The sequence below is a fragment of the Pseudomonas sp. TWP3-1 genome (genome assembly GCF_049896625.1).
In the GTDB taxonomy this organism is placed as follows: domain Bacteria; phylum Pseudomonadota; class Gammaproteobacteria; order Pseudomonadales; family Pseudomonadaceae; genus Aquipseudomonas.
Genome location: NZ_JAFCUQ010000006.1, coordinates 152,891 through 164,509, shown reverse-complemented (window position 1 = coordinate 164,509; position 11,619 = coordinate 152,891). Strand labels below are relative to the sequence as shown.

Below are 11,619 nucleotides of genomic sequence, written 5' to 3'. Positions count from 1 at the left end.
AGTAACGATTCGGGAACGTCATTAACCATTTGAATCCGTTGAGAGGCCTCTATGTCGGACGTCAGCTCTCCATGAGTATCCTGAACAGCTGCACTGACGACACCGCAATTGCGGGAACTAGAAAGCCTCCAATAATTAGTTCAGGAATCTCTCCCACCAAGGGCATGAACTGCCCTCCCTTGGCCATCTGGAAAAGCTCCAGCATTTGGTTCGACGCAACCATCACAGAGCAGCAGTACGCAGTCTGGGCTTGCAGCCTAGCCCGCCTTTGATCTAGCAGATGAAAAGTCAGCAACGACACTCCAATGCTTACGATGAAAAGCACGGCGAACTCATACACGGATCCTGTAAGAAACCTGCCCATCACAAGCCCGAATACGATGCTCAGCATCACAGCGATCATGGGGTCTCCCAATTCTCTAAAGTTGTTTTAATGAGCTGACGTCGGTGAGCTCCATTTCGCAATCTCATCTTTGGATTGCCCACCTCCATTGCGCTCATCACGCTCAATGTTGCTGTGCTCTCAGCTCGTAGCCCGGTACGCAGGTGCGGGCTACGTCTGCCTTGCAGGACTTCTCACTGGGCATGCGCATCGTGACCAAGCCGCCTTCGAGCGACGTGACGATGTACCAGCCCTCGCTTGATACCTTTTGGCTGCCTGCGATGCCCGCCAGAAAAAGCGACCAAAAAACCAGTCCTATGAGGAGCGGCCTGTTGTCACAAGCCCAGTTAGCGGGGGCTGGCTGTGGACGTAGGTTATAAACTCGGTACATGGCGTTTATCCTTTTTTTGTTAGTTGTCCAAAACGATTTGTTTTTAGTTTTCCGCCTGGCCCACTCGACCGTACTCGATGGGCAATTTGATATAACTCAGCGAAAACGCCTCCCTGGCCAATGCCTCTAGCAACTTGTCGCATCCAGGCTCATCAGTGGATATCGTCACCGTGACCGGATGATCGGCACCGCTGAGGAAATGTGCGGTATGCAAATGCCCCAAATGATCTAACCCCTCTGTACCGCTCACCAACGTCGCACCCAGCGCGCCCTCTCGCTTGGCGAACTCGACCAACCACTCGCCCAGTGGAAGGTGCTGGTAGTTGGTACTCTGTTCAGTGAAAAACGTCAGTTGAAAGCCTTTCATGGCAACATCCTCTAAGGTGGTAAGAGCGACCGATGCTGCGGTCGACCATGCCCTTTCATTTACGAGCTGTTTCCTCAGGATGAATTACGACGCGTCACTGAGCGGTAATTCGCATAAGAGAAGAACTGCTCGCACCCTGCGTAATTCGTCAGCGTGATCGCGCAGGAAGGCGCGCAGCTTGTCCTCTGTATCTAGCAATTCCAGGCATTGGGGATGACGCATATCACCCAGCTCCGGGTGATGATGCGAGATGCGATGCCCCGGCAAATAACCTGCAGAAATCGTCTTGAGCATGACCTGCTCGATTTTTGCTTTTTGAGCAACTTTAAGGAGGCGCTGGGCTAGCGCAGGTGCGCTTAGGTGGTGCCAGAAGCTGGTAACCCGAGCCCGACTAGCGCCAGGGAAATAGAGTTGCAAAGCTGTCAGGCGATCTTGACGATCCTCGGTCATTTCTCTTCTCCCTCAAGAGCCATTTTCCGCTCGTTTTCAGATTTGGTTTGTGCGTGGAACTGCTTGATATCGGAGAGCCGGATTTCCTCCGGCAGCGGACGGTGATGCTTGCTGTGACCAACGCGCTGTGCGTGATAGATCCCGGTGTGTCCGGATACGAGGTAACTGGCGATACAAGCAATGGCCGCGAGGGGGGCGATTTCAGGCCCGAACAGTTCCATTGCCATGACAATGGTTGCCAGCGGCGTATTAGCTGCACCAGCGAAGACGGCGACAAAACCGATACCAGCCAGCATGCCGAAGGGAAGATGTAACAGGGGCGCTAGTGCGTTCCCCAGGGTGGCGCCAATGTAGAACAGCGGTGTGACTTCGCCGCCTTTGAAACCAGTGCCCAGTGATACGACGGTGAACACCATCTTTCCAAACCAATCCCAAGGAGCCATTGGCATTTGAAAGGATTGGATGATGCTTGGAATGCCTAAACCGATGTACTTATCGACGTCGATGTAATGATTGTCAGTGAGCGCCCACACAGCGATTGCGATCAGCAGGCCGCCAGCAAAGGGTCTTAACGGTGAATAGGTGATAAGCCGTTTAACGACCGCACCGAGCTTATGGGTGGCCGTCGCGAATAGCAGGCCAGTGAGGCCAAAGATAATCCCCGCTGCTACCACAGCCATGACGCTCCAGAGCTGCACCGGAACCACTTCGCCAATGACGTAATGCGTGTGAACCACTCCCCAGGCTTGCCCCACCTGGTCAGCAACGATTGCCGCAACCACACAAGGGAAAAGCGCGTCGTAACGCATACGTCCGATGGCCAACACTTCAAGTCCGAACAAAGCCCCCGCGAGAGGTGTTCCGAATACGGACGCAAAGCCAGCGCTGATGCCGGCCATGAGAATTACCCGGCGATCTTCGCGACGTAGCCGGAATACATGCGTCAGTTGGTCGGCAAGGGCTCCACCCATTTGCACTGCCGTTCCCTCACGTCCCACAGATGCACCGAAGAGGTGGGAAACCACGGTTCCGATTAGCACCATCGGCACCATGCGCAAAGGGATAATCTTTTTAGGATCGTGGATCTCATCAATGATCAGGTTGTTTCCGGCATCAACCGGTTTACCCATCAAATGGTAAGCGAGCCCCACGGCGAAGCCAGCAACTGGAAGTAGCCAGATCGCCCAGCGGCGAGTTTCCCGCCATTGGGTAGCGTGATCTAAAGAGAAGAGGAATAGCGCTGAGGCAGAACCCGCCAACAGAGCGACGAGACCTGCAAGCGCAAGCCATTTTGCTATGTAAGGCAGTAAGTCGAGTTGTTCAGGTCGTCGGAGTTTAGACATTTGGCCAGCCACAAAAAAGTAAGTGGGCCTGACCAAAAAGGGAATCTGAGCGCGAACGCCTACGGACCTGATTGATCAGGTTTCTGTAGGCATCATCAGCTGCTACGGGCGCAGCGGTTGGTTAATGGAGGAATGCCATCTCCAATGAATCGATCTTATCTAGCCGCGATGAAAATGTAAAATCTTGTTACAGATGCCGCAGACTTGGTCAGGGAAGATGCTGTGTCGGCGGGCATTTCCCTGAAGAGCGTTGAGGTAGCTCACCCCAAATCTTTAGCAGGTTTTGGTTGGTTTGACTCAATCTCGCCCTGGCCGACAAAGCCTATCTCAATGGGTGACTTGATGTAGAACAGGCTAATCTGCTCTGCCTCTAATCTCTGAAAAAGGCTGTCGCACTCGTCCTGCGTGATGGCGAGCTGAATTTCCACCGGTTCATCAGCCATCTCAAAAAAATGCGCGGAATGTAACTTACCTGTGTGGCCGAAACCCTCAATTCCTGTTGAAAGAGTCGCACCCCGAAGCCCCAGATCTTTCGCCAGATCAACAACCCAATCCCCCAACATTTTTCCTTTATAACGGCGATTTTGTTGAGTAAAGAAAACGACTAGAAAGCCTTTCATGATTAGCACCTCAGCTTGAGCTCAAATATTGATATGTCAGCAGTCCGAGCGCAGTCATAGCCAGCGATCCCATGACATGGACACCGATGGCACCCAACGCCCAAACAATCCTACCTTCCTGAATCAGCGTCAGCGTTTCTGCGGAAAACGTAGAGAAGGTTGTAAGACCACCGCAAAAGCCAGCCATGATCAGTAGGCGCCACTCTTGGCTGATCGAAGGATTCGAAGCGAAGAATGCCAATGCGAGACCGATGATGTAACCGCCGACAAGATTGGCTACGACTGTCCCAGGAGGAATTGTCGGGAACAGCGCATTCAGGCGTATACCTAATCCCCAGCGTATCCAAGCGCCGAGGGACGCTCCTATGGCTATCGCAAACAGTGATTTCAGCATCGCTTCAGTCCTTACCAATAAATTGCGATAGAACGGAAAACACAAGGAAGCTTGGGATGCGGAAAAATATAGGATGGGGAATCATGTCCTGTCCTCGATTGGGACAGGAGCGCACCTACGCACCCTGTCCAGGGTTCACGTAGGCATCATCAGCACGAAGGCGGTTTAAGGAGGAATGCCATCTCCTGATCTGATCCTATAGCATCCTTACCCAAGGCATCAATAACCTCATTAAGCGTCAAGACAAGCTCGGCAGACGCCTAAGTTCAAAGTACATGGTTTAGCAACCATCCAATTAATCCACAACTCAAGACGACCAACCACGGAGGAGCCCTCCAAAACATCAGAGCGACGAGGGCTATCAGCGCCAATCCAAAGTCTTGGGTTTCTAATATCGCACTCGTCCAGAACAGGCTATACAACGCCGCCAGAAGAAGCCCGACCACTCCCGCATTAACCCCAGCAAGTGCCGCCTGGGTGCGCAAGCTATGCCGTAGTTTTTCCCAAAATGGCAACACTCCAATCACGAGCAGGAATGAAGGCGCAAAGATAGCGATGAGGCACACCGTAGCGCCGAGCCAACCAGATGGCTGGCCGCTCATGGACGCTCCGAGAAAGGCTGCGAAGGTAGAGAGTGGCCCAGGTACAGATCATTTTGTGCATTTCGACCTGACCAACCACCTAGATAGGCATCTACTCAGAACGCATGCTAAATGACTGAATCGGTGCTCTAATCCCGCCCATGCTGTTTCATTCCCGTTTTCGAGCTCGACTACGAATTTACAATCAGGATCATCGGCATGCGCTTGTCAGACTTCATTATTAAAAACCTAGAGCCCATTCTGCAGGCTTGGGAAGACTTCGCCAGAACCATTGAAGTGCCTGGCCAAGAATTGGACTCAAAGGGTCTGCGCGATCACGCAGAACAGATGTTGCGCGCAATAGCCCTAGACCTTCGCACAACCCCGCCCCCGCAAGAGCGAATTGCCCAATCCCAAGGCAATGATCCTGTGGAGCAGTTGGAAACGGCTGCCGAAGTCCATGCGGTAACGCGTTTACTGGTGGGCTTCACACTGGATCAAATGGTATCGGAGTATCGGGCCTTGAGGGCGAGCGTGCTCAGTCAATGGCTGGGGCAGATGAAGGCAGGAACGTTCTTGGATGTGGACGATATGATCCGCTTCAACGGAGCAATTGATCAAGCGCTGGCCGAGTCTATCGCTAGTTATTCGCGTGCAGTGGAAGCCTCACGCAACGTTTTTTTAGGCATTCTGGGGCACGATTTGCGTACCCCACTGGGAGCCATTTTACTGGGAGCCGACGTGTTGCGGCGCTCGAAAAAGGTTGAGGGGCGAGAGGCTAAAGTTGCATTGGGAATATTCACCAGCGTAAAGCGAGCCAGCCGAATTGTTAGCGACTTGTTGGATCTAACACGTTGCCAAATGGGCCCTGGAATTCCTGTCAAGAAGGTCGAGATTGACTTAAAGCCGCTATGCATACGTATCGTGGAAGAGATCCGCACATTTCACCCAAGCGCGGACATCATCTTTAGGGCAGAAGCGTCAGCTCTTGGTGAGTTTGATGGCGCTCGAATGGAGCAAGTGTTTTCCAACCTACTCAGCAATGCTGTGCAACATGGCGACCATGAATTCCCTATCGAAGTATCGCTCGATAGTTCTGATGGGAGCGTTTTATTCGTCGTCCACAATCGCGGCGAGCCAATACCGGAGCATGTTTTACCGTTTATCTTCAGTCCCATGGGCCGCTTCTCTCAGCAAGCTACGCTCGATGCAGGCCATAGCGCTGGCTTGGGATTGGGCCTCTACATCGCTTCCGAAATCGTTACCGCACACTCCGGCTCTATAGATGTGACCTCCGACAAGCTGCACGGAACCACTTTTCTGGTAAAAGTACCTGCCGGTAAACGCTGAATTTGTGTTTGGTAGCCAGACTTCACTATGGCTGCGGCATCAAATGATAACTTTCACCCTATAAAAAATGGGCCTGCAAGGAGAGCTTCTAAACTACAGGGCCTCTACATTGATTTGACTGATACTACCTCAACATATTTGTACTTCTTCCTAGCAGCCTTCACAGCCTCTTGCTCAGCAAGCAACGAGCTCAACGTATCAGCCTCGTGAATCAACTCGATCATTTTCCCTTCAAACTCGTTACCAACGCGTAACGTGACCCTCAGCCTGGGCGTGAATGCTTTTGCCACTTTCTTCTTCGCTGCTGGAGTGACCACCGGTTTGGCGAGCACAACTTCTTCCACAGGCTCCTCTACTAGAGGAACAGACACCTGATCTTCGGGACGTGGCGTACCGAATAACGCACGACGCATTTCTTCTTCAGTTAGTTCAGAGTTCATAGAACATCTCAAAGGGGGTGGTAATCAGCTCGACGAATTCTACTAGGATGGCTGCTCCAGCGTGTCCACTGGAAGCATGTATGAATCATGTTGTGTGCTTCCCTGCTGGCCGATGCGCGAATTTTGCCGCAGGCCAGAGAGGGGAACTACTTTTTCAACATGATCAGCCAATACCGGTCTTTCACCAACATTGGATCCCAGCCGAATATCGCGGCAATTCCAAAAAATTAGAGGAGCAGAATTCGCAGAACAATCGACAGTCTATCCTTCAAGACTTGACCTCATTGATCAGGGCGCTGATGCATGAACTCACTCTGGATCGCACTGGCCATTTTCACGTGCCTAGTGGCTTCATCGCTTCTAATGATGTATTGGTATCCTAGGCTGGCGGCCCACCACCGTGATGACGACACCAACACCGTCATTCGCTTGGTCGCCAACATTTTTGTAGTTATGACTTCGCTGGTCTTTGGTTTGATGATCAACTCTGCCAAAAACACCTTTGAGTCCATTGACGCAAACTTCCATGGGTATGCAACCAGCCTGATAATTTTTGACCGGACTCTGCGTGGCTACGGAGAAGCGACACAAGATACAAGGAGCCGTCTGATCACTTACCTTGAGCGTGCTATCGAGACCCCATATCGAGGTGACGAAGCATTGCAGCACCGGAATAGTGAGGCGGCCAAATACTTGGACGATATCGGGAAATCATTGACCGGTATAAAACCCCCGGATCGCTTCCATGAAACGATGCTTCAGGATATCCGTCAGCAGTACCATTCGCTCATTGAGCAACGCTGGAGGATCGTCGAACAGTCGGAGGGGGCGATTCCGGGCCCTTTGATCGGTATGCTGGTCGCTTGGTTGACACTCATTTTCGCCAGTTTTGGATACCGCGCACCACGGAACTCGATGGTAATTGGAATGTTCATCATCTCTTCATTGCTCATCGCCGCTTCTGTTTACCTTGTATTGGACATGGATGTGCCGTTCCACGGCCCTATCCAGATATCCGACGCCCCCCTGCGTAGGGCGCTCGCTGTCATGCAGCTCTAGGTGGTTCGTTGAGCACTTACACGCAAATCAAAGCTTTGACCAAAAGGCGGACGTTGGCCTTGAATCGCCGCCGCTCACTCCAGCCAGTGACTGACCGGATGGAAAAGACGTGAAGTCTAGCGCCCCTGTTCTTAAAGGGGCTCCGTTTACCAGGAGTTTTTTCTACATCCCCCTCAATTGGAGCCAAATACCCAAGTAGCTTATTCGACGTCTGAATTAATAATCCTTCTTCATTGAAGCGTATATTTTGGTGTAACTTCACAACACTAATTACTTAGGAGGCTCCCATGTCTAAGCTCGCAGAATTCCGCCAACTCGAAAAACACCTTGCCGAACAACTCCAAGCGCTTGAAGCCCTCAAGGGTGATGCCGGCCTTAAAAAAGAAATCGAATTCGAAACGAAGCTTCGCGATTTGCTCGCAAAATATAGCTACAGCCTTAAGGACGTAATCAACCTGCTAGATCCACAAGCAGGCCGTCGCGCTCCAGTAGCCGCGACGAAAGCCGGCACCCGGAAAGCTCGCCAAGTGAAGGTCTACAAGAACCCTCATACTGGCGAGGTTATTGAGACTAAGGGTGGCAATCACAAAGGCCTAAAAGAGTGGAAAGCTAAGCATGGTTCCGACACCGTCGAGTCATGGCTGACCAGCTGATTTTGAATTAAGTAAAAGGGCCCTAATCGGGCCCTTTTCTGTTTTCGTCTGCAGTACGAAAATACGTCGAGTTTTTGCCCGTTCCACGCAGGTGAAGGAAATAGGAAACGTAGGCAAGAGTTACTTAGCTATCCAGCAGGCAGGGGCCCCGCTCACCAAGCGCGACTTTGGCGGCTTGTCCGTTTCCTCTACCTATTTTCAACTGCGACGTGTCACCCGGAGCCTTCGATGCCTAACTTTCTGGATACGTGGAACGGTAAGCTGGTCTGTGATGACTTTGCCGGTTACAAGGCCAGCTTTGAGCTGGGCATCACCGAAATCGGCTGCATGGCTCATGCACGCCGCAAGTTCTTCGACCTGCACGTGGCGAATAACAGCCCGGTGGCGGAGCAGGCGCTTCACTCGATTGGCGGGCTGTACGAAGTCGAGCGACACACCAGAGAAATGAGCGACGAAGACCGTTTGCGATTACGCCAGGAAATGGCGGTACCCATCGCTGAAAAACTGCATGAATGGATGCTGGCCCAGCGTGAACTTGTGCCCGAGGGCTCGGCTACGGCCAAGGCCTTGGATTACAGCCTTAAGCGCGGGGTAGCGCTGACGCGCTACCTGGAAGATGGGGCTGTACCCATCGACAACAACCAGATCGATAACTTGATCCGGCCGTGGGCGCTTGGGCGATCGAACTGGTTGTTTGCTGGGTCGCTGCGCAGTGGCAAACGGGCGGCAGCGATCATGAGTCTGTTCCAGTCAGCACGCAGCAATGGGCATGATCCGTATGCTTATCTCAAGGATGTGCTCACGCGGCTGCCCACGCAGCGGGCCAGCGAAATCACTGATTTGTTGCCGCATAAGTGGGTAAATAGTCTGGGATAATCCTACAGCTGCTTCTCCATAACGATGGTGCGCTCCGCCCCATGAAACTCGTCGCGGATTTTCTGATAACCCAACGCGGTATAAAACCTTTCAGCTGTAATCGACGATGGCACACGTACAGCTCCAACTCCTGCACTGGCAGCAGTTGTATGAATGACATCCATCAAATGCCGCCCGATACCGCCTTTCTGGTGCGCCGGGTCAACGAAAACACTTCTGACCACATCACCGTCGAGACCGGCAGTGCCAATAATGTTTTCGCCCAATAAGTCTACGAAGACCCTACGCTTCGTAAGCTGTGTGGTGATGGCCTCAGGAGAAAAGCTCTGCTCAACCTGAGCGATCACGTCAGGCGGATAGTCCTGTGAATTTGACTCACGCAGGGCGGCTATAACTACGCGGCTTATCGCTGCTGCATCTCTGCTCGTGGCGGGACGAACGTGACATTCCATGCTGAGACCTCAATCCTAAAGGATTACATCTTAGCGCATCGCAATGTGCCTTCCCCGGACGCTTACTATGGGGCGGAAGATACCCCATTTCCTTTTTCGATCTCACATTCATCTGCGCCCGGTGTGTGGCCGGTTAGGAGCTTTGTTAGTGCATGGAAGTCCTAGCGATAGAGGCTATCGCATCCACAAATAGGCGGACACCATCGCCCATGGCGCTGGGATTATGAAGGTGTGTTTGCTGGCCGCTTACCGACTAACACTGCTTCGTATCAGAGCACCTTGAGGTCGAAGGAAATACGATGTTTAGAACGAACGACACCAGCATGGTAACCGTTCGGCGAACCCACCTAAGCAGTTAGTAATCAGCCAGATGTAGTGTCACTAGACGTTCCTAATTCATTTCGCTGGCAGGCTTCGTCAACACGGCGCTTTCATGGTTCGTCGTCCCAATAATTAAGCGTAGTCCCGGGCCGCTGCACAGCGGTGAACGCGCGCGCTCCATTGATTGTGACCATCGCCTGATATTTCCCGGAATCCGGGTATTGGCAGACTTCGGGGGTTTCTCGGGTGCCAATGGACAGGTACTTCAGCGGCGCATCCGAGGTGTTGATGATCTGATGCGGATACTCGGGGCCGGCCGGAATGAAGATGACATCGCCGCTTCTGATCGGCAACATTTCGCCCGCTACACGCAGGGTGCCAAACCCTTCCAGGATGACGAACATCTCTTCCTGAGCATAATGAAAGTGGTAGGGGCAAGAACGCTTGCCTGGCGCGACGATGTCCACCGACGCACCTAGTTTCTGCGCGACAGTGTCAGTGCCGAGGCGCGCGCCATGGCTCTCGTAAAGAGGGTCGCGGCGCTCGTATTGCAGCGGCACATCATTGAAATTGCGAATCATGCGCGCAGTTAGAACACAGGCGGTATTGCTCATTACTCACTCCCGAAATTATCTGTCCGGGCATCCCGCCTCGCGTAGCTAACCGGGTTGCCATTTATGCGGCAGCAGCTCTTCAATTTCACATGCCAGATACGTAAGCATGCACCGAAGTCACTATGCATGACCCAGGTTGATACCCACTGAGGGTGGTCAGTGCCATTGGCACTGAAAATACAACAGCCCTCACCAGCCAAACTGCTGACTAACCTCCATCCGATATGTCACGCGAGGATGATTAGTGGTCTTCAGTAGGTTAGAGACCTGGCCATTCTTGTGATGCTGTCCTGCACCCACTGCTCTGCCATGGCGGGCGTAGCAGGGATAAAAAGGCGCGATTCACTGACCGCCTTGTCACGATGCATTGGCATCGAGTAACTGGTGGGCATAGTCGCTGGGGGCTCTTCTATCTTCGCCATCTCTAGGTTTCTCAGCGTGATGCGATACCAACCGCTTCCAAATGCGGCCACTTGGAAGCATGAAAGGAGCAGTTTAGAAAAATGAGTGGGAGACACGAAGTAGAGGCCAGCCGGACGACCTTCCACAGGCGCGCTCGCATCAGCCTCAATGAAAAGTAACCCGTCGTCGAAAACCCGCCATGTTGTATCCCCCGACTTCAAACCAGTGAACGATTTGTCGTCCAAATCTTCATAGCCCTGCTTAAATTTCGCGAGCCCCAGATTATGAAATTTTTGAAAAATCTCATCACGGCGCTGCGACGCTTCGTGCACAGCATGACTCTCGATAGGCTGCGGTAAGAATGCGAACTCAAAGCGTGGTGCGTATGAATGGCTTCCGTAAGCACGGGAGTTTGAAGCCCCATTTAGGCGTTCTAGAAACTCCTTTTCGGGCACAGAGCTTTTGGACTTTTCCATCCTGGTAAGGCCTTGGATGATCGCCGTTAATAGCTCCTGCGGCCCGGAGAATGAGGCGCGAAAGAAACCTAGCTTGTAGTCAGATACTTCGCTGACGAACACGGCCTGCTTTTCATCAAATTCCGTCTGCTGAATGAAGACTAAGATCGGTTTCCGTCTGCTGACTGCCTGGCGAAATTCCTGTTGGGTTACTGACAGACTCGGCTGAGGCTCGTAGCCGTAGTTAGCGCCCAAAATGAGAACGAAGAGGTCGCACTGATCAACCTCTGTCAGGCATGCATGCTCGGAGGAATAAGTACGGGCTCCAAAGTGCTCGCTCATGATCGGCTTCATATCCAGAGCTTCCACGGCATCCTTGGCAGCCGCTCTAAATTGCTCAAACCCCCTCACTACCGAGCTTATGAATACCTTCATCTGTTCCTCCTCAAAGTGCCGACCTATGTGCCGT

At 52.5% G+C, this 11,619-nt stretch carries 14 protein-coding genes, 2 pseudogenes and 2 riboswitches; of the genes and pseudogenes, 4 read left to right on the top strand and 12 right to left on the bottom strand.

Features of this window, described 5'->3' with window-relative positions; translation table 11 throughout:
• Positions 1–61 precede the first annotated feature (61 nt).
• The 8 genes and pseudogenes from ACP7BN_RS10980 to ACP7BN_RS10945 all read right to left on the bottom strand — a co-directional run.
• Positions 62–403: a hypothetical protein gene (locus tag ACP7BN_RS10980; protein WP_426203975.1), complete on the bottom strand. Its 342-nt coding sequence runs from the start codon at positions 401–403 to the stop codon at positions 62–64.
• Between the two features lie 103 nt (positions 404–506).
• Positions 507–773, bottom strand: a complete 267-nt coding sequence (locus tag ACP7BN_RS10975; protein WP_426203974.1) for a hypothetical protein — start codon at positions 771–773, stop codon at positions 507–509.
• 43 nt (positions 774–816) lie between these two features.
• Positions 817–1,140, bottom strand: coding sequence for a DUF190 domain-containing protein (locus tag ACP7BN_RS10970; RefSeq protein ID WP_426203973.1), 324 nt, complete (start codon positions 1,138–1,140; stop codon positions 817–819).
• 84 nt (positions 1,141–1,224) lie between these two features.
• Positions 1,225–1,590: a hypothetical protein gene (locus ACP7BN_RS10965; protein ID WP_426203971.1), complete on the bottom strand. Its 366-nt coding sequence runs from the start codon at positions 1,588–1,590 to the stop codon at positions 1,225–1,227.
• Positions 1,587–2,933, bottom strand: coding sequence for a voltage-gated chloride channel family protein (locus ACP7BN_RS10960; protein ID WP_426203969.1), 1,347 nt, complete (start codon positions 2,931–2,933; stop codon positions 1,587–1,589). Before ACP7BN_RS10960 ends, ACP7BN_RS10965 begins: the two co-directional genes overlap by 4 nt.
• A gap of 79 nt (positions 2,934–3,012) precedes the next feature.
• Positions 3,013–3,085, bottom strand: a riboswitch (Fluoride riboswitch).
• Positions 3,086–3,193: 108 nt separating this feature from the next.
• Positions 3,194–3,553 (bottom strand): DUF190 domain-containing protein, encoded by a 360-nt coding sequence (locus tag ACP7BN_RS10955; protein WP_426203968.1) that lies wholly within the window; start codon positions 3,551–3,553, stop codon positions 3,194–3,196.
• Between the two features lie 10 nt (positions 3,554–3,563).
• Positions 3,564–3,947: a fluoride efflux transporter CrcB gene (crcB, locus tag ACP7BN_RS10950; RefSeq protein ID WP_426203966.1), complete on the bottom strand. Its 384-nt coding sequence runs from the start codon at positions 3,945–3,947 to the stop codon at positions 3,564–3,566.
• A 133-nt stretch (positions 3,948–4,080) separates the two neighbouring features.
• Positions 4,081–4,142, bottom strand: a riboswitch (Fluoride riboswitch).
• Between the two features lie 71 nt (positions 4,143–4,213).
• Positions 4,214–4,597: pseudogene (locus ACP7BN_RS10945) on the bottom strand (chromate transporter); the annotation flags it as partial.
• A 150-nt stretch (positions 4,598–4,747) separates the two neighbouring features.
• Between ACP7BN_RS10945 and ACP7BN_RS10940 the strand changes: the two are divergent.
• Positions 4,748–5,878, top strand: a complete 1,131-nt coding sequence (locus ACP7BN_RS10940) for an ATP-binding protein (protein ID WP_426203964.1) — start codon at positions 4,748–4,750, stop codon at positions 5,876–5,878.
• 104 nt (positions 5,879–5,982) lie between these two features.
• Here the strand turns inward: ACP7BN_RS10940 and ACP7BN_RS10935 are convergent, their stop codons facing one another.
• The gene (locus ACP7BN_RS10935) at positions 5,983–6,318 is read right to left on the bottom strand and encodes a hypothetical protein (protein WP_426203962.1); all 336 of its coding nucleotides are present in this window, start codon (positions 6,316–6,318) and stop codon (positions 5,983–5,985) included.
• 303 nt (positions 6,319–6,621) lie between these two features.
• On the opposite strand from ACP7BN_RS10935, the gene ACP7BN_RS10930 reads away from it, so the two are divergent.
• The 3 genes and pseudogenes from ACP7BN_RS10930 to tnpC all read left to right on the top strand — a co-directional run.
• Positions 6,622–7,377: a hypothetical protein gene (locus ACP7BN_RS10930; RefSeq protein WP_426203960.1), complete on the top strand. Its 756-nt coding sequence runs from the start codon at positions 6,622–6,624 to the stop codon at positions 7,375–7,377.
• Positions 7,378–7,664: 287 nt separating this feature from the next.
• Positions 7,665–8,030 carry a histone-like nucleoid-structuring protein, MvaT/MvaU family gene (locus tag ACP7BN_RS10925; RefSeq protein WP_426203959.1) on the top strand — a complete coding sequence of 122 codons (366 nt, stop codon included), beginning with the start codon at positions 7,665–7,667 and terminating at the stop codon, positions 8,028–8,030.
• A 138-nt stretch (positions 8,031–8,168) separates the two neighbouring features.
• A pseudogene (tnpC, locus tag ACP7BN_RS10920) lies at positions 8,169–8,906 on the top strand (IS66 family transposase); the annotation flags it as partial.
• A 2-nt stretch (positions 8,907–8,908) separates the two neighbouring features.
• On the opposite strand, the gene ACP7BN_RS10915 reads toward tnpC, so the two are convergent.
• The 3 genes from ACP7BN_RS10915 to ACP7BN_RS10905 all read right to left on the bottom strand — a co-directional run bounded on the left by ACP7BN_RS10915 (position 8,909) and on the right by ACP7BN_RS10905 (position 11,585).
• Positions 8,909–9,358 carry a GNAT family N-acetyltransferase gene (locus tag ACP7BN_RS10915; RefSeq protein WP_426203957.1) on the bottom strand — a complete coding sequence of 150 codons (450 nt, stop codon included), beginning with the start codon at positions 9,356–9,358 and terminating at the stop codon, positions 8,909–8,911.
• Between the two features lie 431 nt (positions 9,359–9,789).
• Positions 9,790–10,293 (bottom strand): cupin domain-containing protein, encoded by a 504-nt coding sequence (locus ACP7BN_RS10910; RefSeq protein ID WP_426203955.1) that lies wholly within the window; start codon positions 10,291–10,293, stop codon positions 9,790–9,792.
• 251 nt (positions 10,294–10,544) lie between these two features.
• On the bottom strand, positions 10,545–11,585 hold the full coding sequence (locus ACP7BN_RS10905) for a DUF4062 domain-containing protein (protein ID WP_426203954.1): 1,041 nt from the start codon (positions 11,583–11,585) through the stop codon (positions 10,545–10,547).
• Positions 11,586–11,619: the final 34 nt, after the last annotated feature.

Coding starts and splice junctions, on each gene's coding strand:
- ACP7BN_RS10980 (WP_426203975.1), bottom strand. CDS start 403: ATGATCGCTGTGATGCTGAGCATCGTATTCGGGCTTGTGATGGGCAGG.
- ACP7BN_RS10905 (WP_426203954.1), bottom strand. CDS start 11,585: ATGAAGGTATTCATAAGCTCGGTAGTGAGGGGGTTTGAGCAATTTAGA.
- ACP7BN_RS10925 (WP_426203959.1), top strand. CDS start 7,665: ATGTCTAAGCTCGCAGAATTCCGCCAACTCGAAAAACACCTTGCCGAA.
- ACP7BN_RS10940 (WP_426203964.1), top strand. CDS start 4,748: ATGCGCTTGTCAGACTTCATTATTAAAAACCTAGAGCCCATTCTGCAG.
- ACP7BN_RS10970 (WP_426203973.1), bottom strand. CDS start 1,140: ATGAAAGGCTTTCAACTGACGTTTTTCACTGAACAGAGTACCAACTAC.
- ACP7BN_RS10930 (WP_426203960.1), top strand. CDS start 6,622: ATGAACTCACTCTGGATCGCACTGGCCATTTTCACGTGCCTAGTGGCT.
- ACP7BN_RS10965 (WP_426203971.1), bottom strand. CDS start 1,590: ATGACCGAGGATCGTCAAGATCGCCTGACAGCTTTGCAACTCTATTTC.
- ACP7BN_RS10910 (WP_426203955.1), bottom strand. CDS start 10,293: ATGAGCAATACCGCCTGTGTTCTAACTGCGCGCATGATTCGCAATTTC.
- ACP7BN_RS10975 (WP_426203974.1), bottom strand. CDS start 773: ATGTACCGAGTTTATAACCTACGTCCACAGCCAGCCCCCGCTAACTGG.
- ACP7BN_RS10915 (WP_426203957.1), bottom strand. CDS start 9,358: ATGGAATGTCACGTTCGTCCCGCCACGAGCAGAGATGCAGCAGCGATA.
- ACP7BN_RS10955 (WP_426203968.1), bottom strand. CDS start 3,553: ATGAAAGGCTTTCTAGTCGTTTTCTTTACTCAACAAAATCGCCGTTAT.
- ACP7BN_RS10960 (WP_426203969.1), bottom strand. CDS start 2,933: ATGTCTAAACTCCGACGACCTGAACAACTCGACTTACTGCCTTACATA.
- crcB (WP_426203966.1), bottom strand. CDS start 3,947: ATGCTGAAATCACTGTTTGCGATAGCCATAGGAGCGTCCCTCGGCGCT.
- ACP7BN_RS10935 (WP_426203962.1), bottom strand. CDS start 6,318: ATGAACTCTGAACTAACTGAAGAAGAAATGCGTCGTGCGTTATTCGGT.